Consider the following 24,782-nt stretch of genomic DNA (forward strand, 5'->3'; position numbering starts at 1 on the left):
CGCCATAATTCAATTTTACGTCATTATAGAGACAACAAAAGCGGCAACAAGGCCGCTTTTCTATATGTTATAACCAGGTATGTGGTATTAGCTCAGGTTTTGCTCATACGGCAGCGGATCGGTAACCTTATTCAGCGTAAAGGCTTCTAACCGCTCCTGACAAGAACCACATTTACCACAGGCTTTTTCGCGGCCGTTGTAGCAGGTCCAGGTTTTGCTGTAATCCAGCCCCATAGCCAGGCCATCGGCCAGGATTTCTATTTTGGTTTGCGCCAGATAAGGGCTGATAATATCGACAGGTTCATAGTTGGCTATCTGGCAGACATCATGCATTTTTTGCACAAATTCCGGCCGGCAGTCGGGGTAAATAAAATGATCGCCCGAGTGCGCACCGTAATACACCTGCGATGCGCCCAGCGATACCGCGTAACCTACCGCCAGCGACAGTAAAATCATATTACGGTTGGGTACCACGGTAGACTTCATATTGTCAGCCGCGTAATGGCCTTCGGGGATATCAATATCATCGGTTAATGAGGAACCCGCCAGCAGTTGATTAATCGCCGAGATATCAACAATTTTATGCTTGATACCCAGCTCCTGACAAACCTGTGCGGCACACTGCAGTTCTTTTACATGGCGCTGGCCATAATTAAAAGACAGAGCGTACACATCATGGCCGGCCTGCACGGCTTTGTGTAACACAGTGAAGGAATCCATCCCTCCGGAGTAAATCACCACAACTTTGTTCGGCATAGCAGGCTCTCTCTTGTATAATACGGCTTAAATTTTTAATGAATGCTGCCGGCCCTGAAGCCGGGCGCGCATTGTACTGTAATTCAGCCACAGGCTAAAGGGCAAAGCACAGAGTGTATAAAGTTAACGAGGTTTTTGAAACCATTCAGGGTGAGGGCAGTTTTACCGGTGCCGCAGCCATTTTTATCCGCTTGCAGGGCTGCCCGGTGGGATGCAGCTGGTGCGACACTAAGCACACCTGGGATATTAAAGACGAACTGGCACTGCCGCTGGGCGATATTGTGATTAAAACGGCCGAGACAGAGCACTGGGCACAAGTTACCGCGGCAGAGTTACTGGCGCGGTTTACTAAAGAAGGTTACCAGGCGAAGCATGTGGTAATTACCGGTGGTGAGCCATGTATGTACGATCTTAACCCCCTGTGTGAACTGCTACACCACAATGGCTACAGTACGCAAATTGAAACCAGTGGTACTTTTACCATTAAAGCACCAGCGCAAACCTGGGTTACCGTATCACCCAAGGTGAATATGGCTGGTGGCTACAAGGTTTTGCAAAGCGCGCTGGACAGAGCTAATGAGATTAAACACCCGGTTGCGATGGAAAAACATGTCGATGAGCTGTTGCAGTTATTGCAACATACTGATACTAAAGCTAAGCTGATTTATCTGCAGCCGATCAGTCAGCAGCGCCGGGCAACAGAACTGGCAATAGCAATGTGTAAAAAACATAACTGGCGGCTTAGTGTGCAGGTGCATAAATATTTAGGGATCAGCTAAATGCCACAAAATATTGAGCCGTTTTTTCAGCGTTATGCCGACGCCTACTCCAATTACCAGTTGTCGCCTTTGCTGGAATTAGTCTCATTGCCGTGCATGTTATTAGCCGACGAAAGCAAAATGATGTTTTCTGAGCCTGAAAGCCTGCGGCAGTATTTTGAGCAACAGTTTGAACAATACCGCCAGGTAGGGGTAAGCCGGGTGAGCTTTCGCTTGCAAAGCCAGGTACGGCTGTCAGAAAGCTTAAGGTTTGTCAGCCTGTACTGGTATTTCTATGGTAACGGCGATCAGGTGCTGTTTACCTGCCATACCTCTTATACACTGCAATCACAGCAAGGTAACTGGCATTTGGTTGCATTAGTTACTGATGACGAGCAAGCCGCTTATCAGCGTGTACGCAGCGCTCAGGCCTGATGCGACAACCAGGCTTGTAAGCTGTCCAGGCAAGGCGACGGGCTGTTTTCCTGCGCTAGTTTTTGCTTAAGTGCCGGTTGCATCGGAATAAGTTCCAGCCAGCGTGATGCCAGCCAGGCAGCGTCGGTATATTTAGGCGTTGGGTAAAGCTGGTTGAGTGCCGGGTACTCTTGTAGCAGTTTTTGCAGTTGCCTGATAAGCGGGGTGTATTCTGCATTCACATCTGTGGTAGCCCAGTTTTCCATAGGCTCTGTCATCGCAACGTGCAGCTGATCAGCCTCCTGCCAGCGTTCGGTAATTTTTACCCGCTCAATACCGGCAATGGTGATACCCAGCAAGCCATCTTCCAATTGCTCAAAATCTTCAATTTTTACCCGTGTTGCTAATGGCAGAATGCGATCAGTATGTTGCTTACTGACATAAGGATTAATTTGCGCCAGAGCAAAATCGCGTTTACCGGCACTGGCTTCGCTGACTAAGCGGACATAGCGGCGTTCAAACACACGTAACCGCATGCGCCCTTCAGGTAAGATAAAACTGTTTAGCGGAAATAATGCCAGTTCTTTCATAGTGCTGCTGATAAAGTTGTATAGTTGCCTGTTATACGTAACATGAGCGGCAATGGTTTGGCCAAAGCAGAGGTTTTATGACATTACAACACTGGATTTATCTGATAACGGCTGTGCTGGCACTGAATATCGTGCTATTGCTGCTGTTATTATTACGCCGTGCACCGGGCAGTGGCCTGGCTGAGCAACTGGCGCAGCATAAGCTTGAGCTGGTGCAACAGCAGGGGCAGTTTCAGCAACAGTTGCTGGAGCAGCAGCATTTGCAGCGCCAGCATTTACAACAACAGCAGCAAGAGCATTTACTGCAGGTACTGCAAAAAATAACCGATACCCAGCAATCAGCCCGTTTTGAGCTGAGCAAAAACCTGCAACAGCAAGCAATTATGCTGGCAGAGCAGGTAAAGCAACTTACGCAGAGCATTGATCAACGCTTAAAAGACATCGCCGGCCAGGTAGAACGGCGTTTAAGCGAAGGCTTTGAAAAAACGAACCAAACCTTTACCGATATCGTTAAACGGCTGGCGCTGATTGATGATGCCCAGAAAAAAATTACCGAGCTGTCTACTAACGTCGTCAGCCTGCAGGAGGTATTGGCTGATAAGCGCTCCCGTGGCGCTTTTGGCGAAGTGCAGTTAACCGCGCTGATCCGTAATGTGATGCCCGAGCAACATTTTTCTTTGCAACATACGTTAAGTAATGGCCGTATTGCCGATTGTGTGCTGTTTTTACCCAAACCCAGTGGCAATATTGTTATCGATGCCAAGTTTCCGCTGGAAAGTTATAAAAAAATGACCGATCCGCAATTTGGCCCGGAACAGCGTAAGCTGGCACAGCGCCAGTTTAAGCTGGATATTAAAAAGCATATTAACGATATTGCCGATAAATACATTATTGCCAACGAAACTGCTGATGGCGCGATAATGTTTTTACCCGCCGAGGCCATTTTTGCAGAGCTGCATGCCTATCATGCGGATATTGTAGAAGAAGCTTACCGCCGCCGGGTATGGTTAACCTCACCAACTACGTTAATGGCCGTGCTAACCACGGCCCGTAGTGTGTTAAAAGACGACGCGACACGGCGGCAAATTCATTTAATTCAGGAGCACCTGGTTAAACTGGCCGAGGATTTTGACCGCTTCCGCGGCCGCTTTGATAATCTGGCTAAGCATATTGATCAGGCTGCAACTGATGTAAAACAGATCCATACATCAGCACATAAAATAAGCAGCCGCTTCAGCCAGATAGAAAAAGTGGAATGGCTGGAAGAAAGCGACTAGGCTGTATTTGCAACCAATAATTTAAGTTAAAACTGACGCAGAAACCAGTGACTGCCTGCCCAAGGAGTTTAGCTAATGCCAATAGCTGCATTGTTACTGTTTCTGCTGTTTTATGCCGCAGTAGCCTTGCCAGACAAAGCGCCGCTTTATGCTATTGTCAGTGAAACCAACACTCCTCCTTACGCTATTTTTAATGCCGATAACGAACTGCAAGCAGGCTTGAGCAAAGATATTATTGACGAACTGGGCCTGCGTATTAACCGCACGGTACAGTATATTAATTTACCCCGCGCCAGAGTTGAGCCCTGGCTGATTGAAGGACAGGCAGAAATTGCCTGCTTTTTAAACCCTGACTGGGTAAACGAGCCTGATAAGCTGCTATGGAGCACGGCACTATTTAGCACGCGGCAATTGTTGGTGCGCCGCCGCGAAAGTGAGCCAATTACAGCCATCCAACACCTGGCGGGTAAAAGAGTAGGGACTACACGTGGTTTTACCTACCCGGAGCTGGAGCAGGTATTTCAAAGCGGTGATGTGATCCGTGATGATGCGCACTCGTTACAAAGTAATTTATTACGCTTAAAACAAGGGCGGCTAGATGTGGTGATGACAGTTGATTTGTCTTACCATTTTTTTGTCAAAACGCTGGATGATCAGAGTTTTAGCGCGGATCCCTTGTGGTCAAAAGCACCAACAGTCTATTGCGGCCTAAGCCGGCATAACCCAAAAAATGCGCAGTTGCTGTACGATACGCTGCAGCAGATAACCGCCAGCGGCTTTATTCAGCAACGGCTGGCGTTTTATATGGGGCAGCGGCTGGATAATTAACGTCTGGGGTCGTCTTTCAGCTTGGGTATTTTTAGCCCAAGCTCCTGGCCCCGGTGGCGGGCATAATAAGTACAACCAACAAACATCAGGCTGGCCAGTACCAGCTCCACTACTGACAATAGTTGATGCATACCGCTGCTTACCCAAAGGTTAGTCAGGCTATGCAAAAAATAAATCATCACAATAAAGTTGGCCCAGGCCATGGTATAAGCATGGCCTTTGACAATGCCATAAAACGGCAGCCACAGCGGCAGCCAGAGTAACGCGAGCAACACATAAGCATTACCCATTTGTGGTGGTGCCAGCCATAAAATCCATAGTGGTTGTAATAACCACAAACCAAAAAAACCAATACGGCCCAGTAATAAGTAACGTGCTGTTTTGGCCGCCATTGGCGCAGTGCTGCTTGGTTGCATAATTTATAACCTGTGTTGTTTTAATTGCAGGCTTAGCGTAGCCAGCCGTTTACCAAAGGCAATGGCCAGCCGTTGTTCATCCACACTGAGTTTGTCATCGCTATGGTGGCCACTGACATGTGTAGGGCCGTAGGGAGTGCCACCGGTTTGCGTTTGGTGTAACTCCGGCTCGCTATATGGAATGCCGGTTAGCAGCATACCGTGATGCAACAGCGGCAGGCTCATGCTAAGCAGGGTGGCTTCATTACCACCATGCATGCTGCCAGATGAAGTAAACACACCGGCAGGTTTGTCTATTAGTTCACCCTTAAGCCAGACACTGGTTGTGCTGTCCCAGAATGCTTTGGCATCAGCAACCATATTGCCAAACCGCACCGGGCTGCCAAAAGCCAGGCCGTCACAACTGGCCAGCTCTTTAAGCTCAACTACGGCATGGCGGCTGGCATGTTGTTTATCCAGTGGCGGAATACAACGCACCAGTGCTTCGGCGCCACTTTGCTGTACACCAATAGCGATTTTATCTGCCAGTGCAGCCACAGCGCCGTGGCGTGAGTAATACAAAATCAGAATACGGCAGCTCATGATAACAACGACAGTATATTGCTGGCCGGGCGGCCAATAACGGCTTTATTACCTTTAATAATAACCGGGCGTTCGATCAGTTTGGGCTGTTGCGCCATCGCGTCAATCAACTGCTGCTCGCTTAGCGACATATCATCCAGCCCCAGTTGTTTGTATTCGTCTTCTTTGCTGCGCAGTAACTGGCGTGCCGGTATACCCAGCTTGCCTAATAAGGCAGCAAGCTCATCTGCTGTCAGCGGGGTTTTTAAGTACTCAATCACTTCAACTTGTAATGCTTGTTGTTGCAGCAGTGCCAGCGCTTCCCGGCTTTTTGAACAGCGCGGGTTATGCAAAATTTTTATCATCAGTGTATTCCTGTTTCGGCAGGGCCTGAGCGTTACATACGCTGCAGGCGGTTAAATTCGGCCTGTAATTGTCTTTTCTTTGCTTCCAGCCGGCGGTTTTCCAGTTTTTGCTCCGGCTTAAGATGATTTAATGCTTCGTTAAGATCATCAATGGCTTTGGGGTAATTGGCTAACTGATAAGCCAAATCGGCGTTAGCTTCATAAAATTTGCCAAAATCGCCTAAGGCTTTGTAGGCGTCAGCCAGTAAATCGTAGGCCAGTATGTTGTCGTTTTTGTAAAACAACAGGCTTTTCAGTAAATGAATTGCCAGATGATGGCCGCCGGATTTCATCGCCGCATTGGCGTAGTTTAACGTAACCACCTGATTATTTGGTCTTAACAGATATTGCTGTTCCAGCATATCAAGACAAAGCTGGTACTCTTTTTGCTCAAGCAGAATGTCGGTGTACACATCAATGTAGTACAAGTTATGTTCGTCTTTTTCCAGCAACTGCTCAATCAGTTTACGGGCCTGATCCAGTTTACCGGTATCCAGCAGTGTTATCGCTAAACCATACTGATTAGCTTTGGTATTGCCTCCGGGCTCGCTGAGCATTTTGCGAAATACCTGCTCAGCATCTTTTTTATTGTACTGATAGCGCGCCAGTACCCGGGCTTTGCTCAGGGTAAAGTCCTGGCTGTCTGGAATAAAGCGTTGTGGAAATTGCTCTGCCCGCATCCGTGTATCACTTACCCGGCTTTGTGATAACGGGTGGGTTTGTAAAAAAGATAGCTGCTGGCTGAGAAAACGGCTTTGCTCAGTCAATTTGCGGAAAAAGTTAGGTACTGCATAAGGGTCAAAGCCGGCATCGGCCATAACCTGCATACCGATGCGATCGGCTTCTTGCTCATTGCTGCGGGTAAAGTTTATTGAGCTTTGCTGCGCGGCGCCCTGGGTTGCCATCATGGCTGCCATGCCAGCTTCCGGGTTCACGGTTGCCAACACGATGGCGCCTAACACACCGGCCAGAGTTAACGGTGCTTTCTGGCTTTGCGCTTCAACAAAACGAGCGATATGGCGCTGGGTTACGTGCACAATTTCGTGCGCCATTACCGAGGCAAATTCACTTTCACTGTCGGCAACGGCCAGGGTGCCGGTATGTGATGCTATATTGCCGCCCAGCGTGGCAAAAGCATTAATGTTTCTGTCTTGCACCCAGTAAAACTTAAATGGAAAGCGCACATCGTTAGCCCGCGCCACCAAACGGTTACCCAGCGAGTTTATATATTCATCAAGCAACGGATCATACACCATGGGCAAACTGCCACGGGTTTGGCGCATCATCACATCGCCAAGCTGCTTTTCCTTATCAGGTGTAATGACGCTAAAGCCATTTCCGCCTAAATCCGGCAAACTGCTGGCAGCACACACTGAACTGAGCAGGCTGGCTGCAAACAGGCATGATGTTAAAGAGTTGGTTACTGCTGGAAATTTCATGATAACAACGCCCGGGCTCTTCTGTATGTCAGATCAACAATGCAGACTTTGTCTGCCTTTTTGCTGATTAGTTCCAGTGTTTGTGTCGTGCTAATTTACCATATATTTTGTCAGCTCAGTGTGTTAACTGCCAAATTATCTGTGATCTCCGGTATACTCAAAACGCTACAGCAATCGTTTAACCCCCTGTAACACGGAGTAATAATATGCTGGACTGGCTGAAGAAATGGTACACCAATAAGTTTTCTGATCCTCAGGTGGTTACGTTATTCCTGCTATTATTGATTGGTTTTTTGGCTATTTACTGGCTAAGCGGCATTTTGGCACCGGTATTAGTGGCTATTGCGTTTGCTTATCTACTGGAGTGGCCGGTAATGCGGCTTGGCAAACTGGGGTTGTCGCGTGGTGTCAGCACTATAGCGGTTGTAGCAGGCTTTTTGGGCCTGGCTACGCTGATCCTGATGTGGATTATTCCTATTTTCTGGTACCAGGGCCGTAATTTACTGCGTGATTTACCGCAGATGATAGAGCAGGGCCGGGCTTATATGCTTGAGTTACCTGAAAATTTTCCCGGTATTGTCAGCGTTGAGCAAATCAACATTTTAATGCACTCGGTTGATGAGCGCGTGATGACATTTGGCCGCAATATGCTGGAGTTGTCGCTGGCTTCAATTGTTGATTTAGTGGCGCTACTGATTTATCTGGTATTGGTGCCGCTGATGGTGTTCTTTATGCTAAAAGACAAGACACAACTAAGCGCCAGCTTTGTACAGTGGTTGCCAACCGAGCGTAAGCTTATTACGCAGGTATGGCATGAAATGAACACCCAAATCATGAATTATATTCGTGGCAAAATTCTTGAGATCCTGATTGTCGGTACAGTGAGTTATGCTGTGTTCGCGCTGTTCGGGCTGAATTACCCACTTTTACTGGGTGTGCTGGTGGGCTTGTCAGTATTAATTCCTTATGTTGGTGCGGCGGTAGTCACCTTGCCGGTAGCACTGGTAGCGTTTTTTCAGTGGGGCCCAACAGCCGAGTTCGGTTATCTGATGCTAGCATATGGCATTATTCAGGCGCTGGATGGCAATTTGCTGGTGCCGTTGCTGTTTTCTGAAGCGGTAGATTTAAACCCGGTGTTTATTATTATTGCGGTACTGTTTTTTGGCGGCCTGTTTGGCTTTTGGGGTATTTTCTTTGCTATTCCGCTGGCATCCCTGGTTAAGGCTACCGTTAATGCCTGGTCGACCAGAGTACATCCATACTCTGAACCGACCGATTAGGAGCCGACCGATTAGCTTAAGGTTACCAGTTGTAGCCGATGCTGATACCGGCACTAAGCTGACGACCCGGTGCCGGTTCAATGGCGCGGCCATTGCTCTGGTTTACAATAACTGACCCAACGTAATCTTTATCACTGACATTATCCAGTACCAGCCAGTAGGCCAGATTAAGCTGTTGCCATTGCTGGCTATGGCGTGCGCTGAGTGAAAATGTCAGCGCTGACGATGCGCTGTCGCTATTGGCATCATCAATATACACTTTGCTGCGATACTGGCTGTGCAGGGCAAATTCAGTATTGTCTTGCCAGGGCTGAACGGCCAGTTGCCAATGTAGCTGGCTGTTAGCTATGCCTGGTAAATGTTTGCCATCAAGCCCGGCATCGGCAAACTTAGCGGATAAATAACTGGCGTTCAGCTGCTGGCGTATATAAGCATTAGTTTGCCAGTTAAGCTGCAACTCAGCGCCGTGGCGCTCTGTTTTGGCGGCATTGCGGTAACTGGTTCTGCCACCATTACTGCTGGCAACTAACAGCTCATTTTTGCTATCAACGTTAAAATAGCTCAGGCTGGCGCTTAAGCCGTCACTTAGCCATTTAAAGCCGCTTTCCCATTGCTGGTTTGTGCTGGCATTTAGCGCCAGGTTCACGCCGGTATCATCTGTCTGGTAGGCAATCTCTGCCAGGGTAGGGCTTTCAAACCCGGTACCAGCGCTGACAAACCAGCTAAAACCCGCTGCAATGCGATAGCTTAAACCCAGAGCAAAGGCGTCGTTGTAAAACTGCTTAGCCCCGCTGTCGTCAGGGTTTTGTGGCAAAATAAAGCGGTCGGTAATGCTGAGTTTTAACTCGCTGTAACGCCAGCCGCCCTGTACCTGCCATAAATCTGCCGGTTGCCAGTTAAAACGAACAAATGCATCAGTATTGTTGGCACTGTCGGTTTGATCGCGGCGCAAGTCGCCACGCTGGCCAAAGTCATTAACAAAGCCCAGGCGCTCGTCGTCACTTTTTACCAGGCTGCCACCGGCGCGTATGCTGTAGTTATCGCCGTGTAGCAAGCGATAGCTGCCATTGATACCTTTAAACTGGCGTTGCAACACCACTTCGCCCCCGGCAGAAGATAACGCACTGCCGGTAAAGGCCAGACGCTGGTTAATCTGTCTGTCGCCAAGCCAGCTACCGAGTTGCCAGCGGTCCGGATCATCATAGGCTGATAAACTCAGGCTAAGCTGGCGGTGGCGGCTGGTTTTTTCGGTATCGAACGTTTCTGCGGCGCTATCGGTTTGCTGCGGGTTTTGTTGCCAGTTAGCCAGCGATAAACCCAGTGGGTCCTGCAGGGCAGGATCACGGGCATAATCCAGCCTTGCACTAAGACTAATGCTGTTTGCCAGCAGCGTTTTGTATAGCAGCTGCGCCTGTTGTTTTTCTGCAGCAGAGTGCGGCCGGTAACCGTCAGTACGAAACTGTTTTACCGCCGCGCTTAAGCTGTGATCACCACTAACCCAGTCGGCCTGCAGCTGATACTGCCGGTGCTGCTCGCTACCTGCCACACTGGCGGTAACGGCGTTTTGTACCGGTGTGCGGCTGTATAGCGAGATAACGCCACCAGAGGCGTTGCCATACAGTGCCGCCAGCGGGCCTTTTAGCACTTCTACCTGTGCTATGCTGTCTAGTAATACGCTGGATAGCTGGCCCTGACCATCGGGCGTAGACAACGGAATACCATCTTGCTGCAAATGCAGGCCGCGAATACCAAAAGCACTGCGACTGCCAAAACCACGGATACTGACACGGGTGTCCTGGGCAAAATTGGCTCTGCTGTCTGCCTGCACTCCGCTGATGGCGCCAAATATTTGCGCGCTGTCGATAATAATACCTTGCTCTGGTAACGGGCTAAGCTCTACCGAGGCGGCACTGTCTAGCCAGGATTCAGACTGCGCTGAAGCACTTATCACAATAACTTCGGTTTCTTCAGCGCGTAAACTGTGGCTGAACAGGCATGGCAAAGCCAGAGCCAGCGCCGACAAAGCCGGTAGGCTGGCGGTAGATTTTACTTTTTTCACGGGATTATTTCGCCGGTGTTAAACGTAATAACTGACCGTCTGAGCTGTCAGTCAGTAAGTAAACTGCACCATCTGGCCCTTGTTCAACGTCACGGATGCGATGGCCGATCATAATGCGCTCTTCGTGGCTGACTTTTTCACCATCAAGCTCCAGGCGCACCAACTGACCGAATTTCAGCGAGCCAACCAGCATATTATTTTTCCACTCACTAAACATATCGGCTGTGTAAAAAATCAGGCCACTTGGTGCTATAGACGGTACCCAGTAATGCAGCGGCTGCTCAAGGCCACTCTGCTCTTTTTTACCAATTACGCCGCCGCCATATTCTTCGCCGTAGGTAATAACCGGCCAGCCGTAATTTTTAGTCGGCTGGGCGATATTAATTTCATCACCGCCCTGAGGGCCGTGCTCGTGTGTCCACAGTGCGCCGGTTTGTGGGTGCAATGCTGCGCCCTGAATATTACGATGACCATAGGACCAAACTTCTGGCTTGGCCTTGCTGTCTTTAATATACGGGTTGTCTTTTGCCGGTGTGCCATCGGTATTAATGCGGATAACTTTACCGATATGGTTGTCCAGTTTTTGTGCTTGATCGCGCTGGCTGCCGCGATCACCGGTGGTAATAAACAGCTCGCCATTTTTGTCAAACACCAGGCGGCTGCCAAAGTGGTGGTTGCTTTTGTATTTGGGCTGCTGGCTAAAAATCACTTTCACATCTGTTAGTTTGTCGCTGCTAAGTTTGGCGCTGGCCACTGCTGTGCTATTGCTGTCAGCACCAGGCTCACTGAAACTGAAATATATAGTGTTGTCGGTCGCAAAGTCGGGAGATAAGGCTACATCCAGTAAACCACCCTGGCCGCGGGCATCAATTTCTGGTAAACCCGCCAGCGGCGCGCTTTTATTACCTTGTGCGTCAACAACGATCATGCCGCCATTACGCTCGGTTACCAGCACTTTGCCGTCAGGCAGAAAAGCCATGCCCCACGGATGTTTTAGCCCGGAGGTCACACTGCTTACGGTCAGAGGCGTTTTCTCGGTTGTCAGATCAGCGGCCTGTGCAGATGGAGCTATTGCCAGGGCAATAAGTGCTGCCATTAAATGTTTTTGCATGTGGTGCTCCTGTAAAAATTGAATAATCAAAGATGAGAATTGAAGAACTGTAAAAAACCATAGCAGGTTACGCCGTGCACTACGGCAAAATTAAGACCAAATACAGTACAGGCACGGCGTATTGTTAACAGGGTTAGCTTAAATAATTTAACACGACCTGGTGGTGATCTTTGGTCTTAAAGTTGTCAAAAACCTTTTCGATCTTACCGCCCTGGGCAATTAAGAAACTGATGCGGTGTAAACCGTCATAGACTTTGCCCATAAATTTTTTCTCACCCCATACGCCAAAGGCGTCGGCAACTTTATGATCTTCATCCGAAAGCAGAGTAAAGTTTAGCTGGTCACGCTGTGCAAACTTAGCCAGTTTAGCCGGTGCATCGGTACTGATACCCACCACGGTTACGCCTTTGGCTGCCAGCTCTGCTTTACTGTCGCGCAGCGCACAGGCTTGTACCGTGCAACCTGGCGTCATGGCTTTGGGATAAAAATACACTAACACCCGCTGTTGTTTTAACAGTGCAGATAGCTGTACCGGATTATTCTGCTGGTCTTGCAGGGTAAAATCAGGCGCGCTGGCGCCGGCGCTTAAATATGTCATTAGGCACTCCATTTCAGGTTTGGGCATGAAAACTGCCGGTTAAATTCATTGTTTGCATTAGCGCTGTAATGTCTGCTTTTATTTGTTCTGGCTGCTCGCCTTCGGGCAACTCCAGTGTCATCAGGGTATGCATTACGGCTTGATTGTTATCAGTGCCGGGGCGGCTTTCTGATTGCAGTGAACCAATATATACCTGTCTGCTTGCCAGCAAACCGGTTATGGCGCCAAGGGTACCAACCCGATCCGGGCCGGTGTATTCCAACACGTAATGCGCTGCCACCGGTTTTCTCTGATGGGCACTGGTACGTTTGGTCATGGTAGTCAGATCAAGTTCCAGCCCCAGGTTGGGTAATAAATGTTCAATACGGCTTATGGCCGCCGGATCACCGGACAACAGCATAATAAAGGTAAATTCGCCGCCGAAAATGGCCATTCTGCTATCAATAATATTGCAATTGCAGTCAGTAACCAGCCGCGCCAGTTTACTAACAATACCGGTACGATCGGTGCCGATGGCGGTGACAACAAGTTGTTGCGGCATAATAAAACCCCGGGAGAAACATAAAAAAGACAAAGTAAAACAATGCGCGGCAGTGTAGCACAAGGCTGGAATATTTCATCCGTTTACACCAAGTTGCAATAAGCGTGGATCCATTCTTGTGTTTGCTGCCTGCTGTCTTTAACATAGGCGCCCTTAACGTAAAAAGGGTTGCGCTTTACATGTTTACAGGAAGCTGGGTTGCACTGATAACGCCAATGACTACAGAAGGCGAAATTGACTACACAGGCTTAAGTGCGCTGGTTGATTTTCATTTAAAAAATGGCACTCAGGGCCTGGTGATAATGGGCACTACCGGTGAGGCGGCCACTATTAGTTTTAATGACCAACTGCAGGTCATTGCTGCGGTATGCAAACAGGTTAATGGTGCTATTGCCGTTATTGCCGGTAATGGCGCTAACGCCACCGCTGAAGCGGTAGAGCGCACCAAAGCCTTATCAGATTTGCCCATCGCCGGTTTTTTAACGGTAACGCCGTTTTACAATAAACCCATGCAAAAAGGCATGGTATTACATTTTAATGCCGTAGCGGCTGCCACAGACAAACCGGTATTGTTGTACAACGTACCCGGCCGTACCGGGGTAGATTTATTACCTGAAACTGTAGCTGAGCTGGCAAAGACAAAAAATATTGTCGGTATTAAAGAAGCGACGGGTTCAATGCAGCGCCTGACAGAGCTACAGCAATTATGCCCTGAAGATTTTGTACTGCTAAGCGGCGATGATGCATCGGCGGCTGAATTTATGCTGCAAGGTGGCCATGGTGTGATTTCTGTTACCACCAATATAGCCCCACGTTTGATGGCTGACTTGTGTCAGGCTGCTACGCAGGGTAACCGGGCAGAAGCTGAGGCTATCGACAAAAAGCTGCAGGCACTGCACCACGATTTATTTATTGAAGCTAACCCCATTCCAGCCAAGTGGGCTTTGCACAGAATGGGCTTGATAGGTTCGGACATGATGCGTTTACCATTAACGCAACTGGAACCAATTCATGCGGCGGTAATCGAACAGGCATTAAAGCAGGCTGGTATTGAGCTGTCGTAATGCATAGCGTTATTTATTAGGAGTAGTTAAGTGCAATATTGGGCCAAAAGTAGTATTGCTGTCAGCGTTTTGCTGGCAGGTTGTTCCATGTTTGACGGCAGTCAGGGTGATGCCACAGCGCCACAGCGTAGCGTTGAGAGCATTAAAGTTCCGGCCGGATTACAACAACCCGCCAGACCCGGCCAGTTCGATATCCCGGCAACGGATGCAGCAGTGGCTGATGTGGAAATAAAAGCACCATCGCTGGTGCTGGCAACGGCGTCCAGCAGCCGCGTAGAAGAAGGTGAGCGCCTGGCGCGTGTCTGGTTTGACCGCAACGATTTTACCGGCGATCTTATTCCCTTTTTACAACAAGCCTTAACCGCCCAGTTTGCTGAACAAGGTGTATCCCTGCAACAAACAGACGAAAAAGGCCTGGAATATACTACCGGCTGGATAAAACGTTCAGATGAAACCGGCTTTTGGTTCTGGAAATCTACCTCTGAAACTGAGCAGGCACGTTTTAAATTATTATTTGAACCGCGTCCGCACGGCCGCTCTGCCAGTTTAACGGTAACCATGCTGGAGCATGAGTACTTTGTCGCCGAAAATAAACTGGCTGGGCGCGAAGCGCATCGCCAGGAAGTGGCCTTGCTAAACCAGATTATTGACCGGGTAGGCAAAGAAGAAATTGCAGTTGCATTGGCCAACAAAGCCAAAGCGCCTGATGTTTCGGTAGAGCCAGGGCTGGATAGTGACGGTAATCCGGCGCTGTTAAGTTCGCAATCGGTTGATGTGGTATGGTCACAGCTGGAAGCCGTATTTACGGCGTTAAATTTAACCGTAACCGATATGAACCGGTCCGCGTTTACCTACTATCTGGACTATCAGAAACCAGAGCAGGGCTTTTGGAGCAGTATTTGGGGTAACGACGCGCCAATCCAGTTACCGTTGCAGGAAGGTGAATACCAACTGGTGCTGAAACGTAACAACAATGGTACCGCAATGACCATTCAAAATAGCAGTGGTGAGGCATTAAGTGCTGATACGGTGCTGGCACTACATGATCCTTTTGTGCAGGCTGTACGCCAGGCAAGGGTTGAGCTTTAATTACACAGCAAACAGAAAAGGCAGTTGAATAAAGGGCAAAGATCTTTATACTCTGCGGCTGAATTTTTCGCTGCGCGGCTGGAGTTTTAGAATGGTTCAGAAGACAACCGAGTTGTACCGTGGTAAAGCTAAGACGGTATACAATACAACAGATGATAACTTGCTGGTGTTGCACTTTCGTAATGACACGTCAGCTTTTGACGGCGAGCGTATCGAACAGCTTGACCGTAAAGGGATGATTAACAACAAGTTCAACTATTTTATTATGCAAAAATTGCAGGCCGCAGGCATTCCTACTCAGGTAGAACAGCTGTTGTCTGACGATGAAGTGCTGGTGAAAAAGCTGAACATGATCCCGGTTGAGTGTGTGGTGCGTAATTTTGCTGCTGGCTCTTTGGTGCGTCGCCTGGGTGTTGCAGAAGGTACAGCGTTAACGCCGCCAACCTTTGAGCTGTTCCTGAAAAACGATGCTCTGCATGATCCTATGGTGAATGAGTCTCTGGCTGTCGCCTTTAACTGGGCCACTGAAGCCCAACTGGCAAAAATGAAACAGCTTACTTTTAAAGCTAATGAAGTGTTAGCTGCGCTGTTTGATGCTGCCGGCATGATGCTGGTAGATTTTAAGCTGGAATTTGGCGTTTTTAACGGCGAAATCGTGCTTGGCGATGAGTTTTCACCGGATGGTTGCCGTTTATGGGATAAGGCCACCCGCAAAAAGCTGGATAAAGACCGCTTTCGTCAGGGGTTAGGTGGTGTGGTAGAAGCCTATGAAGAAGTGGCTAACCGCCTTGGTGTTAAGCTGGATTAAAGACTACGTTCCCGATAAAGCCACCGTAAGGTGGCTTTATTTTTTATAACACATTGAAACGGATTTGCTTTTGTCATTACACTGCAGTTATCGCATGCATAAATAACGCAGTTTGATTATGCTGGAAATATAAAATATTAATTGGATTACCCGGGTAATGGGGCTGATACTGGCTGCCATTGCGGTTGAATTTATCGGTGCCGGGTTAAAAGGTATTTTCCCGGTATTGGCCTGAGGTTACACCTGATGAAACACTATTTTTCTATCGTCGCATTTTTGCTCTGCATGCTGTATCTGCAACCTGTTTTTGCTACTCAAATTGCTGATTTATATCAGGCTGATGTTGACTCCACAACATCCGGCAATGAATGGCAGCGTCAGGCGCTGGCGCAGGTATTGGTGCGGGTTAGCGGTAAAGCTGAGGTTACAGAGTTACCACAGGTAAAGGCTGAACTGGCAAAAGCAGCCGGCTATGTTAAGCAATTTGAAAACGTGCGCCAGGCTGGCGGCAACCGGATGCGGGTATTGCTTGATGCTGAAAAGGTTAACCAGTTGCTGCAGCAGCAAGGAATAGCAGTATGGGGCGCCTTACGTCCGGATACCTTGATCTGGCTGGTAGAGCAAAATGGCTCTGAACGTCAGTTTATCCGCCAGAGCAGCCACCCTGTTAATGCTGCTATGCAGCAGGCGTTTCGCCAGGCCGCACTGCCATTAACATTACCACTATACGATATGGATGATTTGCTCAGTTTATCTGAGACTGATGTCTGGGCTGGCTTTTGGCAACCTGTTGAACAGGCCAGTAGCCGTTACTCAGCTGATGTAGTGATAATAGCCAGTATTGAAAAGCAAAGTACCGACGGCAAAGAGCAGTTACGGCTTAACTGGCAGCGTCAGGCCGATGGCAAAACGTTGCGCGATGAAATTACCGCAGCTGACGAAACGGCATTAATGCAGCAGTTTGCTGTGGTACTGGCGGCTCAGCTGTCAGAGCGTTACGCCAGTGTGTTGTCTGCAGAAGGCGGGGCGCAGTTTACGCTGCAGGTGCGCCAGCTTGGTAATCTGACCGACATTGTTCAGGTGCAACGTTTGTTGCAACAGGTGGTAGGCGTGTCGCAGGTTACTGTCAGCAGTTATCACGCGGGTATTGCGCACTATGCGCTGCAGGCCGCGATTTCCGCCGACGGTTTGCTTAACGCGTTACGCTTTAATAAGCAGTTACAGCTTGTACCGGCTAATGATGCTGTAGCACTGAATGAGCAACCGCAGCCAACATTGGCGACATACCGCTATCTGAGGCCCTGATGCAGCCGTTGCAATACACGCTGGCGGTAACCTTGCCGGAAGATGAAACACTGGACAGTTTTTACGCTGCCGGGCAAACCGCGGCGGTAGCGTTTTTAAAAAACTATCTGCAAAAGCCGGCTGATCAAAGCCCGGTTTATCTGTTTGGTGCCAGTGGCAGTGGCAAGTCACATTTGTTATATGCCGCTTGTGTGCAGGCACAAGAGCAGGGCCTGACCAGCCAACTACTGACATTGGATGACTGGCGTTTACTAAGCCCGCGTTTGCTGGATGATTTAGAGCAGCTTGATCTGGTGTGCCTGGATAATATTCAGGCTATTGCCGGTGAATTAAGCTGGCAAACGGCGGTGTTCGATTTATATAACCGCATGGCAGAGCAGGGTAAAGCGCTGATTATTGTTGGCAACGAAGCGCCACAGCAACTTGGCCTGCAACTGGCCGATCTCGTGTCGCGCCTGCAGGCCTGTACCGGGTTTCAGCTGCGTTTGCTGACCGATGACGACAAGCACAAGCTGCTGCAACAAAAAGCCCGCCTGCGTGGTATGGAGCTGCCGGATGAGGTGGCGCGGTATTTATTGAATCATCAGGATCGGGACATTCGCGCTTTGGTGTCTATTCTGGATAAACTGGATAAAGCCACCATAGTGCATCAGCGTAAGCTGACAATTCCATTTGTTAAAGAAATCCTCAGTTAATCTGTAATATTATTTCAGCCTGCTTTTTAGAAAAAATGCCTTAACAGCCTGCGTTTAGCAGCAATTCTGGTGTATCATTGGCGGCTTTGACACGATTTAACCCCTAGCTGCTTTGAGGACACGCATGAACCTAACAGCAATATTGGAAAACGCCTTACAGGCCGTTGCCGGCGCCGCAGATATTCCGGCACTGGAAACTATCCGGGTAGAGTTTCTTGGTAAAAAAGGCAGTATTACTGAATTATTGAAATCGCTGGGTGCGATGGACCCTGAGCAGCGCAAACAAGCCGGTGCTGAGATCAATGAGTTAAAACAGCAGGTGCAGGATGCATTAAATGCCCGCCGCGATTTACTGCAAAATGCCCAACTGGCTGCCAAACTGGCACAAGAGCAAATTGATGTGACGCTGCCGGGCCGTATGCTGGAAACCGGTGGTTTACACCCCGTTACCCGCACCATTGAGCGTATTTCTGCTTTTTTCGCTGAACTGGGCTTTGAAGTTAAACAGGGCCCGGAAATTGAAGATGACTTTCATAACTTCGATGCGCTGAATATTCCGGAGCATCACCCGGCACGGGCTGATCACGATACCTTTTATTTCAACCCAAAACTGATGCTGCGTACCCAAACGTCCGGTGTGCAAATCCGTACTATGGAGCAGCAACAGCCGCCACTGCGCATTATTTCGCCTGGCCGGGTATACCGTAACGACTACGACCAAACCCATACGCCGATGTTTCATCAGGTAGAAGGTTTAATGGTCGACACCAAAGTCAGCTTTACCGAGCTAAAAGGTATATTGCACGACTTTTTACATAACTTCTTTGAAGAAGACTTACAAATCCGCTTTCGGCCATCGTTTTTCCCGTTCACTGAGCCTTCAGCTGAAGTGGACGTAATGGGTAAAAATGGTAAATGGTTAGAAGTGCTGGGCTGCGGTATGGTGCACCCTAATGTGCTGCGCTCTGTGGGCATTGATCCTGAAGTGTACAGCGGTTTTGCTTTTGGTATGGGCGTAGAGCGCCTGACTATGCTGCGCTACGGAGTGACCGACTTGCGTGCCTTCTTCGAAAACGATTTACGTTTTTTAAAACAGTTCAGATAAGCGGAGTTAATTTAGATGAAATTCAGTGAAGCTTGGTTACGCGAGTGGGTAAATCCAGCCATTGACACCAACACCTTATCTGAACAGCTGTCTATGGCAGGCCTGGAAGTTGACGGCATTGAAACCGTAGCCGGACAATTCAGTGGTGTAGTGGTGGGCGAAGTGGTTGAATGTGGCCAGCACCCTGATGCCGATAAGTTACAGGTAACCAAAGTCAATGTTGGCGGCAACGAGCTGCTGGATATTGTGTGTGGTGCTAAAAACTGCCGTAAAGGCTTAAAAGTGGCAGTGGCGACTGTGGGCGCTGTATTGCCGGGCGATTTTACCATTAAAGCTGCTAAGCTACGCGGCCAGCCCTCAAACGGCATGTTGTGTTCATTATCAGAGCTTGGTATGGCTGAGGATTCTGATGGCATTATCGAACTGCCGCACGATGCGCCGGTCGGGCAGAATATCCGCCAGTATCTGCAACTGGATGACCATATTATTGAAGTAGATTTAACACCAAACCGTGCCGACTGCTTAGGTATTAAAGGCCTGGCGCGTGAAGTTGGCGTGTTAAATAAGCAAGCCGTATGCGAGCCGCAAATTACCCCGGTTGCCGCGACAATCAGCGATAAAAAAGGCATTACGTTAAGCGCCCCGGATGCTTGCCCGCGTTATTTAGGCCGTATTGTACGTAATGTAAATGTACAGGCACCAAGCCCCTTGTGGCTGACTGAAAAACTACGCCGTTGTGGCGTGCGTAGCATTGATGCGGTGGTTGATATTACCAATTTCGTGCTACTGGAGCTGGGCCACCCGATGCATGCCTTTGATCTGGCCAATATAGACGGTGACATCAACGTACGTCTGGCAACCGAGGGCGAAAAGCTGGTATTGCTGGATGAAAGCGAAGTCACGCTAAAAGCCAATACCCTGCTTATTGCCGATAACAGCAAAGCGCTGGCGATGGCCGGTGTGTTTGGTGGCTTGCATAGCGGTGTTACCGCACAAACTAAAGGCGTATTTTTAGAAAGCGCATTCTTTGCTCCGCTGGCCATTGCCGGTAAAGCGCGCCAATACGGTTTACACACTGATGCATCACACCGCTACGAGCGCGGCGTGGACCCGCAGTTGCAACATGCCGCGATGGAGCGGGCAACGGCGTTATTACTACAAATTTGTGGTGGCGAAGCCGGGCCGGTTGTTGAAGCTGTATCTGAGCAGCATTTACCTGCAGTTGCCAATATCAGCCTGACAGAAACCAAGCTGGCGCGCATTTTGGGTATCAGCATTGCTAAAGCTGAGGTAACGGCTATTTTCAGCCGGTTGGGGCTGAATGTAAGCGAAACAGCCGATGGTTGGCAGGTTAGTGTTCCGGGTTATCGCTTTGATATCAGCATTGCTGAAGATTTAATTGAAGAAGTCGCCCGGGTATACGGTTACAACAGTATTCCGAATGTCGCGCCGCAGGCTGCACTGAAAATGCGCAGCTTTAACGAGGCAGGGCTGAATGTTCAACGTTTGCGCACCGTGCTGGTAGATAGAGGGTATCAGGAAGCGATTACCTATAGTTTTGTTGATCCTAAAGTACAGCAGCAGCTGCTTCCACAGCAAACTGCACTGGTGTTGCCTAACCCGATTTCAGCCGACATGTCGGCTATGCGGTTAAACTTATGGCCGGGTTTGTTGCAAACTGTGCAATATAACCAGAATCGCCAGCAAAGCCGCATTCGTTTATTTGAGTATGGCCTTAAATTTATACCTGATGCTACAGCAGAAGGCGGTGTGCGCCAGGAAGCCGTGATCGGCGGTGTTATTGTTGGTTCTATGCATAACGAACACTGGAATATGGAAAACCGTACTGCGGATTTCTATGATGTTAAAGGCGATGTTGAGGCGCTGTTGGCGCAAACGTCAGCCACAGAGCAGTTCCGCTTTGTTACTGCTGAGCACAGTGCTTTGCATCCGGGGCAAACGGCAGCGATTTATCGAGGCGATGTGTTGGCCGGCTATGTAGGCGCACTGCACCCGGAGGCCGAGCGTAAACTTGGCATTAAAGGTAAAGCCTATCTGTTTGAACTTAATGTCGCTGCGCTTGGTCTGCGTGATATAGTGCAGGCACGTGAGCTGTCTAAGTACCCTGCCAACCGGCGCGATTTAGCGCTGGTAGTGAAATCAGAGGTGCGTTTTGCTGATATAGCTGCTACTATAAAAAAAGTTGGCGGAAATCAATTAGTTGACCTAAAATTGTTTGACGTGTACACAGGACCGGGTGTGGCAGAGGGTTTTAAATCGCTGGCCATTGCTCTGACCCTGCAGGATATAGCGCGTACCCTGGAAGATAAAGATATCCAACAGTTGGTAAATCAAGTAGTTAACGCGCTTGGTGAAGAGTTCAACGCAACGTTGAGGGATTAAGAATGGCGCTTACCAAAGCCGATTTAGCAGAACGTCTGTTTACAAAATTTGGTGTTAGCAAACGCGATGCCAAATTAATAGTGGAAGCTTTTTTTGAAGAGATCCGCGCAGCTCTGGAAGCGGGGGATCAGGTTAAGTTATCAGGCTTTGGCAATTTTGACCTGCGGGTTAAAAATCAGCGCCCTGGCCGTAATCCAAAAACGGGTGAGGATATTCCTATTTCTGCCCGTTGTGTCGTGACTTTTCGGCCGGGACAAAAGTTAAAGTCCCGTGTTGAGGTTGGCACCAGTAAAAAATAAGTTATTGTTATTGTGAATAACAAAGCGGCAAGTTGCGCAGGCAACTTGCCGTTTTTTTATGCATGTAACACTGCGCGGCTAAAATTTTCCGATCCAAATTGTTTCGCCTGCTGTAATTAATATTGGCTTGAATTAAACGGTAATATTATGACGATAAAAGTAGGGATCAGTGCCTGCGTGCTGGGTGATAAAGTGCGCTACGATGGCGGACATAAAGCATCGGCTTTTTGTTTACAGCAACTGGCACCTTTAGTTGAATATGTAGCAATATGCCCGGAAATGGCTATTGGCATGAGCTCCCCGCGTCCGGCAATCAGGCTGCAGTTAGACGACGGGCAAAATGTGCATCTGGTGCAAAGTAATAACAGCAACATTGACCATACCGCTGCCATGCTGGACTTTACCGCGAAAAAGCTGCCTGAGTTAGCAGATTTTTGTGGTTATATCGTCTGTGCCAAATCACCCAGTTGTGGCATGGAGCGGGTAAGGTTATTTGATGCTGCAGGCCAGCAGCTTGGCAAGCTGGGGGTAGGCCTTTATACCCGCCAATTGATGCAGCACTATCCCTGGTTGCCGGTAGAAGAAGATGGCCGTTTATTTGATGCCGCACTAAAAGAAAATTTTATCTGCCGCGTATTTAGCTGCTACGACTATCAGCAGAGTATGCAAGACGGTTTTTCTGTCGGTAAGCTGGTGGCATTTCACAGCCGCTATAAATTTCTGGTTATGGCGCATAGCCCGGTGGCATACCGCGAATTGGGCCGGCTGGTTGCCCAGGCTAAACTGTTTTCAGCGCAGGAATTACAACAGCGTTATCTGCAGGATTTAATGCAGGCACTGAAGAATATCGCTACCCGTAAGCAACATACCAATGTGCTGCAGCATTTGCAGGGCTTTTTAAAACATGGTTTAACGGCAGAAGCGAAGCAAGAGCTGTCTGAGCTGATCCATCGCTACCGCCAGGGCTTTGTGCCGCTAATGGCACCACTGACCTTGTTGCAGCATCATTTAAAGCAATTCCCTAATGCTTATATCAGCGCCCAGCGGTACTTTTCACCTTATCCTGAAAACCTTGGGCTGAGGGCCTGATATGCAGCAGTTGAATGTGGTTTGGTTACGTAACGATTTACGTAGTTTTGATAATGCAGTGCTTAGCAGTGCAACAGAAGATGCCGCCAGAACCGGTGCCGGGGTTATTGCTTTGTATATTGCCACGCTAAAAACCTGGCAATTACATGATATGGCGCCAATTAAGCAGGATCTTATTCGCCGGCGTGTTAAGCAACTACAACAAGAACTGGCAACGCTTAATATCCCTTTATTAGCCGTAGAGGGTAGCAGTTACCAGCAAATACCCGCTGTGTTTAATCAGCTGGGGCAACATTTTTTATTAAAAGTATTTGGGCAAAGTGAATATGAACTGCGCGAGCAGCAGCGTGATAACGCGGTTGAGCAAGCTGTGCTGGCATTAAATGGCCAGTTTATCCGCTTTGATACGCAGTGCATTATGCCACCGGGTTCTGTACGCACTCAGCAGGGTGATATCTACAAGGTGTTTACCCCATTTAAGCGCAGCTGGCTGGCGCAGTTAAAGCAGCACGGCGTCAGCTGTTACGCCCGGCCTAAACCAGTGGCGCAAGTTGAACTTAAGCTGCCGGATTTTCCGCCGTTAAAAGCCGGCGATAACAGCTCTGCAGAGTGGCCGGTAGCAGAGCATGACGTATTGCAGCTAATGCGTGCTTTTTGCCGCGAAAAAGTGAAAGACTATCAAACAGCCCGTGATTTTCCAGCCATAGAAGGTACTTCAAAACTGTCGGCTTATCTGGCAATAGGTGTTGTTTCTGCCGCACAGTGCATTGCACGTTTGCAACTGGAAGCCGCCGACAGCTGGCAGCAGGATAAAAGCGGTGCGGAAGTCTGGTTGTCTGAGCTTATCTGGCGTGAGTTTTATAAACACATTTTGCTGGCTTATCCCGATTTAATAAAACATCAGCCATTTCAGGCTGAAACCGCCGCTATTCGCTGGAGTAACAACTCTTCGCTGTTTAAAGCCTGGTGTGATGGTATGACCGGGTATCCGATTGTTGATGCGGCGATGCGCCAGTTAAACCAAACCGGCTGGATGCATAACCGCCTGCGCATGATCACGGCCAGCTTTCTGGTAAAAGATCTGCACATCGACTGGCGCTGGGGCGAGCGATACTTTATGTCAAAGCTGATTGACGGTGACTTTGCGGCCAATAATGGCGGCTGGCAATGGGCTGCTTCTACCGGTACCGATGCTGCGCCTTATTTCCGTATTTTTAATCCGGTCAGCCAGAGTGAAAAGTTTGATCCAAAGGGTGACTTTATCCGTTTCTATGTGCCACAGCTAAGTAAGCTGCAAGGTAAAGCTGTACATTGGCCACATGGGGCTGGGATTGCTAACGGTTATCCGGCGCCGGTTGTTGACCACGGTGCAGCACGTAAACACACATTAGCGCTTTTTGCAGAGGTAAAGAAAAAAGCATGAATACTGCAGCAGCTCCACGCATTGAACAATTTTTGGCGTTTTATAATGGTTTGTCCAGCCAGAATATGCAGAAATTGCAGCAGTTGTATCATGCTGACGTCAGCTTTATCGACCCGGTACATGAGCTACATGGCCGCAACGCGCTGACAGAGTATTTTGATCATGCCTACGCCCGTTTGCAGCACTGCGAATTTACTGGCTTGCAGCAAATGGAGCACGGTGAGCAGGGCTTTCTCAGCTGGCAGATGCAGTTTAGCCACCCGGCAATTGGTAAAGGTAAAACCATAATAGTGCACGGTTGCAGTGTATTACGCTGGCAGGACGGGCTGATTATTTATCACCGCGATTACTACGATTTAAGCGAAATGGTGTTTCAGCACTTACCGGTTATTGGCTGGTTAACCACTAAAGTAAAACAACGTATGGCCAACGGGCAGTAATTTAGCCAAAAGATAGAGTGGTATAAGGGA

At 48.9% G+C, this 24,782-nt stretch carries 27 protein-coding genes; 17 read left to right on the top strand and 10 right to left on the bottom strand.

The features are described 5' to 3' along the window. Positions 1-87: 87 nt before the first annotated feature. The gene (queC, locus tag AR688_RS15230; protein WP_068235717.1) at positions 88-756 is read right to left on the bottom strand and encodes a 7-cyano-7-deazaguanine synthase QueC; all 669 of its coding nucleotides are present in this window, start codon (positions 754-756) and stop codon (positions 88-90) included. 113 nt (positions 757-869) lie between these two features. Here queC and queE point away from each other — a divergent pair, with 113 nt between their 5' ends. Together queE and AR688_RS15240 are read left to right on the top strand one after the other, a co-directional pair. Next, positions 870-1,535: a 7-carboxy-7-deazaguanine synthase QueE gene (gene queE, locus AR688_RS15235; RefSeq protein ID WP_068235720.1), complete on the top strand. Its 666-nt coding sequence runs from the start codon at positions 870-872 to the stop codon at positions 1,533-1,535. Then, positions 1,536-1,949, top strand: a complete 414-nt coding sequence (locus tag AR688_RS15240; protein WP_068235729.1) for a hypothetical protein — start codon at positions 1,536-1,538, stop codon at positions 1,947-1,949. Here the strand turns inward: AR688_RS15240 and AR688_RS15245 are convergent. Then, positions 1,940-2,518, bottom strand: coding sequence for an LON peptidase substrate-binding domain-containing protein (locus tag AR688_RS15245; protein ID WP_068235731.1), 579 nt, complete (start codon positions 2,516-2,518; stop codon positions 1,940-1,942). The two genes, AR688_RS15240 and AR688_RS15245, sit on opposite strands and share 10 nt — an antisense overlap. Positions 2,519-2,595: 77 nt before the next feature. On the opposite strand from AR688_RS15245, the gene AR688_RS15250 reads away from it, so the two are divergent. Beyond that, entirely contained in the window at positions 2,596-3,795 is a 1,200-nt protein-coding gene (locus AR688_RS15250) for a DNA recombination protein RmuC (RefSeq protein WP_068235739.1), read from the top strand. A gap of 75 nt (positions 3,796-3,870) precedes the next feature. Further along, complete coding sequence (locus AR688_RS15255; RefSeq protein ID WP_068235742.1) at positions 3,871-4,623, top strand: substrate-binding periplasmic protein; 753 nt, start codon at positions 3,871-3,873, stop codon at positions 4,621-4,623. Here the strand turns inward: AR688_RS15255 and AR688_RS15260 are convergent. The 4 genes from AR688_RS15260 to AR688_RS15275 are packed head-to-tail and all read right to left on the bottom strand — an operon-like array spanning position 4,620 to position 7,443. Further along, entirely contained in the window at positions 4,620-5,039 is a 420-nt protein-coding gene (locus AR688_RS15260) for a DUF2069 domain-containing protein (protein WP_068235746.1), read from the bottom strand. The two genes, AR688_RS15255 and AR688_RS15260, sit on opposite strands and share 4 nt — an antisense overlap. Before the next feature lie 3 nt (positions 5,040-5,042). Continuing rightward, a complete protein-coding gene (gene wrbA / locus AR688_RS15265; RefSeq protein ID WP_068235748.1) occupies positions 5,043-5,621 on the bottom strand; it encodes an NAD(P)H:quinone oxidoreductase in 579 nt (192 codons plus the stop codon). Continuing rightward, positions 5,618-5,965, bottom strand: coding sequence for an arsenate reductase (glutaredoxin) (gene arsC / locus AR688_RS15270; protein ID WP_068235750.1), 348 nt, complete (start codon positions 5,963-5,965; stop codon positions 5,618-5,620). Before arsC ends, wrbA begins: the two co-directional genes overlap by 4 nt. Before the next feature lie 32 nt (positions 5,966-5,997). After that, positions 5,998-7,443 carry a M48 family metalloprotease gene (locus AR688_RS15275; protein ID WP_068235753.1) on the bottom strand — a complete coding sequence of 482 codons (1,446 nt, stop codon included), beginning with the start codon at positions 7,441-7,443 and terminating at the stop codon, positions 5,998-6,000. A 206-nt stretch (positions 7,444-7,649) separates the two neighbouring features. Between AR688_RS15275 and AR688_RS15280 the strand changes: the two genes are divergently transcribed. Further along, positions 7,650-8,723 (top strand): AI-2E family transporter, encoded by a 1,074-nt coding sequence (locus AR688_RS15280; protein WP_068235755.1) that lies wholly within the window; start codon positions 7,650-7,652, stop codon positions 8,721-8,723. Positions 8,724-8,745: 22 nt separating this feature from the next. Here the strand turns inward: AR688_RS15280 and AR688_RS15285 are convergent, their stop codons facing one another. From AR688_RS15285 to AR688_RS15300, 4 genes are all read right to left on the bottom strand, one after another. After that, positions 8,746-10,782: a TonB-dependent receptor family protein gene (locus AR688_RS15285; protein WP_231732095.1), complete on the bottom strand. Its 2,037-nt coding sequence runs from the start codon at positions 10,780-10,782 to the stop codon at positions 8,746-8,748. 4 nt (positions 10,783-10,786) lie between these two features. Then, positions 10,787-11,893, bottom strand: a complete 1,107-nt coding sequence (locus AR688_RS15290) for a PQQ-dependent sugar dehydrogenase (RefSeq protein WP_068235758.1) — start codon at positions 11,891-11,893, stop codon at positions 10,787-10,789. A 133-nt stretch (positions 11,894-12,026) separates the two neighbouring features. Further along, positions 12,027-12,491 carry a thioredoxin-dependent thiol peroxidase gene (bcp, locus tag AR688_RS15295; protein ID WP_068235760.1) on the bottom strand — a complete coding sequence of 155 codons (465 nt, stop codon included), beginning with the start codon at positions 12,489-12,491 and terminating at the stop codon, positions 12,027-12,029. 13 nt (positions 12,492-12,504) lie between these two features. Continuing rightward, the gene (locus AR688_RS15300; RefSeq protein WP_068235763.1) at positions 12,505-13,032 is read right to left on the bottom strand and encodes a glycine cleavage system protein R; all 528 of its coding nucleotides are present in this window, start codon (positions 13,030-13,032) and stop codon (positions 12,505-12,507) included. A 179-nt stretch (positions 13,033-13,211) separates the two neighbouring features. Here AR688_RS15300 and dapA point away from each other — a divergent pair, with 179 nt between their 5' ends. The 12 genes from dapA (at position 13,212) to AR688_RS15355 (ending at position 24,752) form a co-directional block, all read left to right on the top strand. After that, on the top strand, positions 13,212-14,096 hold the full coding sequence (gene dapA / locus AR688_RS15305; RefSeq protein ID WP_068235766.1) for a 4-hydroxy-tetrahydrodipicolinate synthase: 885 nt from the start codon (positions 13,212-13,214) through the stop codon (positions 14,094-14,096). A gap of 30 nt (positions 14,097-14,126) precedes the next feature. Further along, positions 14,127-15,185: an outer membrane protein assembly factor BamC gene (bamC, locus tag AR688_RS15310; protein ID WP_068235768.1), complete on the top strand. Its 1,059-nt coding sequence runs from the start codon at positions 14,127-14,129 to the stop codon at positions 15,183-15,185. 91 nt (positions 15,186-15,276) lie between these two features. After that, positions 15,277-15,993 carry a phosphoribosylaminoimidazolesuccinocarboxamide synthase gene (gene purC, locus AR688_RS15315; RefSeq protein WP_068235771.1) on the top strand — a complete coding sequence of 239 codons (717 nt, stop codon included), beginning with the start codon at positions 15,277-15,279 and terminating at the stop codon, positions 15,991-15,993. Positions 15,994-16,138: 145 nt separating this feature from the next. Beyond that, complete coding sequence (locus tag AR688_RS20700) at positions 16,139-16,228, top strand: MarC family protein (protein WP_442966012.1); 90 nt, start codon at positions 16,139-16,141, stop codon at positions 16,226-16,228. A gap of 11 nt (positions 16,229-16,239) precedes the next feature. Beyond that, complete coding sequence (locus AR688_RS15320; RefSeq protein ID WP_068235774.1) at positions 16,240-17,298, top strand: DUF2066 domain-containing protein; 1,059 nt, start codon at positions 16,240-16,242, stop codon at positions 17,296-17,298. After that, positions 17,298-17,993, top strand: a complete 696-nt coding sequence (gene hda / locus AR688_RS15325) for a DnaA inactivator Hda (protein WP_068235776.1) — start codon at positions 17,298-17,300, stop codon at positions 17,991-17,993. The genes AR688_RS15320 and hda overlap by 1 nt, the downstream gene beginning before the upstream one ends. Before the next feature lie 124 nt (positions 17,994-18,117). Further along, the gene (gene pheS, locus AR688_RS15330; RefSeq protein WP_068235781.1) at positions 18,118-19,098 is read left to right on the top strand and encodes a phenylalanine--tRNA ligase subunit alpha; all 981 of its coding nucleotides are present in this window, start codon (positions 18,118-18,120) and stop codon (positions 19,096-19,098) included. A 15-nt stretch (positions 19,099-19,113) separates the two neighbouring features. Beyond that, entirely contained in the window at positions 19,114-21,501 is a 2,388-nt protein-coding gene (gene pheT / locus AR688_RS15335) for a phenylalanine--tRNA ligase subunit beta (protein WP_068235783.1), read from the top strand. A 2-nt stretch (positions 21,502-21,503) separates the two neighbouring features. Beyond that, the gene (ihfA, locus tag AR688_RS15340; RefSeq protein ID WP_068235786.1) at positions 21,504-21,800 is read left to right on the top strand and encodes an integration host factor subunit alpha; all 297 of its coding nucleotides are present in this window, start codon (positions 21,504-21,506) and stop codon (positions 21,798-21,800) included. A gap of 147 nt (positions 21,801-21,947) precedes the next feature. Then, positions 21,948-22,889, top strand: a complete 942-nt coding sequence (locus tag AR688_RS15345) for a YbgA family protein (RefSeq protein WP_068235789.1) — start codon at positions 21,948-21,950, stop codon at positions 22,887-22,889. 1 nt (position 22,890) lies between these two features. Then, positions 22,891-24,312, top strand: coding sequence for a deoxyribodipyrimidine photo-lyase (gene phrB / locus AR688_RS15350; RefSeq protein WP_068235795.1), 1,422 nt, complete (start codon positions 22,891-22,893; stop codon positions 24,310-24,312). Next, positions 24,309-24,752, top strand: coding sequence for a nuclear transport factor 2 family protein (locus AR688_RS15355; protein WP_068235798.1), 444 nt, complete (start codon positions 24,309-24,311; stop codon positions 24,750-24,752). The genes phrB and AR688_RS15355 overlap by 4 nt, the downstream gene beginning before the upstream one ends. Positions 24,753-24,782 lie beyond the last annotated feature (30 nt).

Origin of the sequence: Rheinheimera sp. EpRS3 (assembly GCF_001513785.1) — a bacterium.
Taxonomy (GTDB): domain Bacteria; phylum Pseudomonadota; class Gammaproteobacteria; order Enterobacterales; family Alteromonadaceae; genus Alishewanella.

What these genes read in the sequence shown, in the direction of transcription:
- queC (WP_068235717.1), bottom strand. Translation starts at nt 756, where the DNA reads ATGCCGAACAAAGTTGTGGTGATTTACTCCGGAGGGATGGATTCCTTC.
- AR688_RS15240 (WP_068235729.1), top strand. Translation starts at nt 1,536, where the DNA reads ATGCCACAAAATATTGAGCCGTTTTTTCAGCGTTATGCCGACGCCTAC.
- AR688_RS15245 (WP_068235731.1), bottom strand. Translation starts at nt 2,518, where the DNA reads ATGAAAGAACTGGCATTATTTCCGCTAAACAGTTTTATCTTACCTGAA.
- AR688_RS15250 (WP_068235739.1), top strand. Translation starts at nt 2,596, where the DNA reads ATGACATTACAACACTGGATTTATCTGATAACGGCTGTGCTGGCACTG.
- AR688_RS15255 (WP_068235742.1), top strand. Translation starts at nt 3,871, where the DNA reads ATGCCAATAGCTGCATTGTTACTGTTTCTGCTGTTTTATGCCGCAGTA.
- AR688_RS15260 (WP_068235746.1), bottom strand. Translation starts at nt 5,039, where the DNA reads ATGCAACCAAGCAGCACTGCGCCAATGGCGGCCAAAACAGCACGTTAC.
- wrbA (WP_068235748.1), bottom strand. Translation starts at nt 5,621, where the DNA reads ATGAGCTGCCGTATTCTGATTTTGTATTACTCACGCCACGGCGCTGTG.
- arsC (WP_068235750.1), bottom strand. Translation starts at nt 5,965, where the DNA reads ATGATAAAAATTTTGCATAACCCGCGCTGTTCAAAAAGCCGGGAAGCG.
- AR688_RS15275 (WP_068235753.1), bottom strand. Translation starts at nt 7,443, where the DNA reads ATGAAATTTCCAGCAGTAACCAACTCTTTAACATCATGCCTGTTTGCA.
- AR688_RS15280 (WP_068235755.1), top strand. Translation starts at nt 7,650, where the DNA reads ATGCTGGACTGGCTGAAGAAATGGTACACCAATAAGTTTTCTGATCCT.
- AR688_RS15290 (WP_068235758.1), bottom strand. Translation starts at nt 11,893, where the DNA reads ATGCAAAAACATTTAATGGCAGCACTTATTGCCCTGGCAATAGCTCCA.
- bcp (WP_068235760.1), bottom strand. Translation starts at nt 12,491, where the DNA reads ATGACATATTTAAGCGCCGGCGCCAGCGCGCCTGATTTTACCCTGCAA.
- AR688_RS15300 (WP_068235763.1), bottom strand. Translation starts at nt 13,032, where the DNA reads ATGCCGCAACAACTTGTTGTCACCGCCATCGGCACCGATCGTACCGGT.
- dapA (WP_068235766.1), top strand. Translation starts at nt 13,212, where the DNA reads ATGTTTACAGGAAGCTGGGTTGCACTGATAACGCCAATGACTACAGAA.
- purC (WP_068235771.1), top strand. Translation starts at nt 15,277, where the DNA reads ATGGTTCAGAAGACAACCGAGTTGTACCGTGGTAAAGCTAAGACGGTA.
- AR688_RS15320 (WP_068235774.1), top strand. Translation starts at nt 16,240, where the DNA reads ATGAAACACTATTTTTCTATCGTCGCATTTTTGCTCTGCATGCTGTAT.
- hda (WP_068235776.1), top strand. Translation starts at nt 17,298, where the DNA reads ATGCAGCCGTTGCAATACACGCTGGCGGTAACCTTGCCGGAAGATGAA.
- pheS (WP_068235781.1), top strand. Translation starts at nt 18,118, where the DNA reads ATGAACCTAACAGCAATATTGGAAAACGCCTTACAGGCCGTTGCCGGC.
- pheT (WP_068235783.1), top strand. Translation starts at nt 19,114, where the DNA reads ATGAAATTCAGTGAAGCTTGGTTACGCGAGTGGGTAAATCCAGCCATT.
- ihfA (WP_068235786.1), top strand. Translation starts at nt 21,504, where the DNA reads ATGGCGCTTACCAAAGCCGATTTAGCAGAACGTCTGTTTACAAAATTT.
- AR688_RS15345 (WP_068235789.1), top strand. Translation starts at nt 21,948, where the DNA reads ATGACGATAAAAGTAGGGATCAGTGCCTGCGTGCTGGGTGATAAAGTG.
- phrB (WP_068235795.1), top strand. Translation starts at nt 22,891, where the DNA reads ATGCAGCAGTTGAATGTGGTTTGGTTACGTAACGATTTACGTAGTTTT.
- AR688_RS15355 (WP_068235798.1), top strand. Translation starts at nt 24,309, where the DNA reads ATGAATACTGCAGCAGCTCCACGCATTGAACAATTTTTGGCGTTTTAT.